Annotated in this window: 1 protein-coding gene; it reads right to left on the bottom strand. The window is 53.7% G+C overall.

Translation table 11 applies throughout. From position 1 onward, the window contains the following. Nucleotides 1-951: DDE transposase (locus tag B5F83_RS10460; RefSeq protein ID WP_087325351.1), on the bottom strand; the 951-nt coding region annotated here is incomplete at both ends.

The following is a 951-nucleotide window of genomic DNA, read 5'->3' as shown; positions in this document are numbered from 1 at the left end:
CCTTCTGCGTTCCGAACGAGCCTTCCATCCTCGTTGCCCTCACCCTCGCCAGCTCGTTGCGGATGATGTCGTTCTCTTTCTTTTCCAAGGACGGACGGCCACGCTTGACGAATGACGTCTGTATTCCTCTATCCTTGCAGTACCCCCTGTTGGCGCTGCCGGCATAGCCTGCATCTCCTCCGACCTTCTTCGCGTCCACACCGAAGAGCTTTCGGTGCATCTTCAGGCAGTGCGTAAGCCTGGTTCCCTCGTTGAAGGCATTGAATGACAGCTTCTCGATGAATGAGAGTCCGTCAACCTGGATGTTGTTGCACTTCGCACCGAACTCTACGCTCTTCACTTCCTTGCCTCTCACGATTGGCCTCACATACGGCTTGCTGATGCTCACTATCCTGTCCTTGACACTCTCGCGAGGATTGTTGTTCTCGAAGTGGGCCTTCTGCTGGCGGTACACTCTTGTGATGATTTCAATATCGCTCTTCTGTCTGGCTGTCAGCAATTTCTCCGCGCCTGCATTCTCCCTCTCCAGTGTGCGGGTCTCCTTCAGTATCTTCCCCAAAAGATTGAGCAGGCGTCTGGTCAGTTTCCTGGTCTGGACTTTCGTATGCCTGCGCCGCTTCCTGTACGACAGGTTGGCCTTCTCTACGTCTACGTACCTCGTCCTCGGACGGTGCACATTCAGCTTGGCACTCAGAGTGCACATTATCTCATATGACTTCTCTATTCCTTCCCACAGGAGCTTCGCATCCGTAGGATAGCGCATCTCGCTCTCGTAACAGGTTGCATCCGTATACATCGTGTCCAGGTCCTTCATGTACGGTTTCCAGGCTCTTGCCAGTATCTCCTGCTGCTGTTGGATCTTCAGCCCGCGGGCCAGTTCCGAAAACACGTCGTCCAGAAGTTTGTAGTTCGTCAGAGGATGCATCGGGTCTATTCTCACATCGCAGAAGA

The organism is Muribaculum sp. An289 (assembly GCF_002159555.1).
GTDB lineage: Bacteria > Bacteroidota > Bacteroidia > Bacteroidales > UBA932 > Merdivivens > Merdivivens faecigallinarum.
This window is presented reverse-complemented; position numbering and strand designations above follow the sequence as displayed.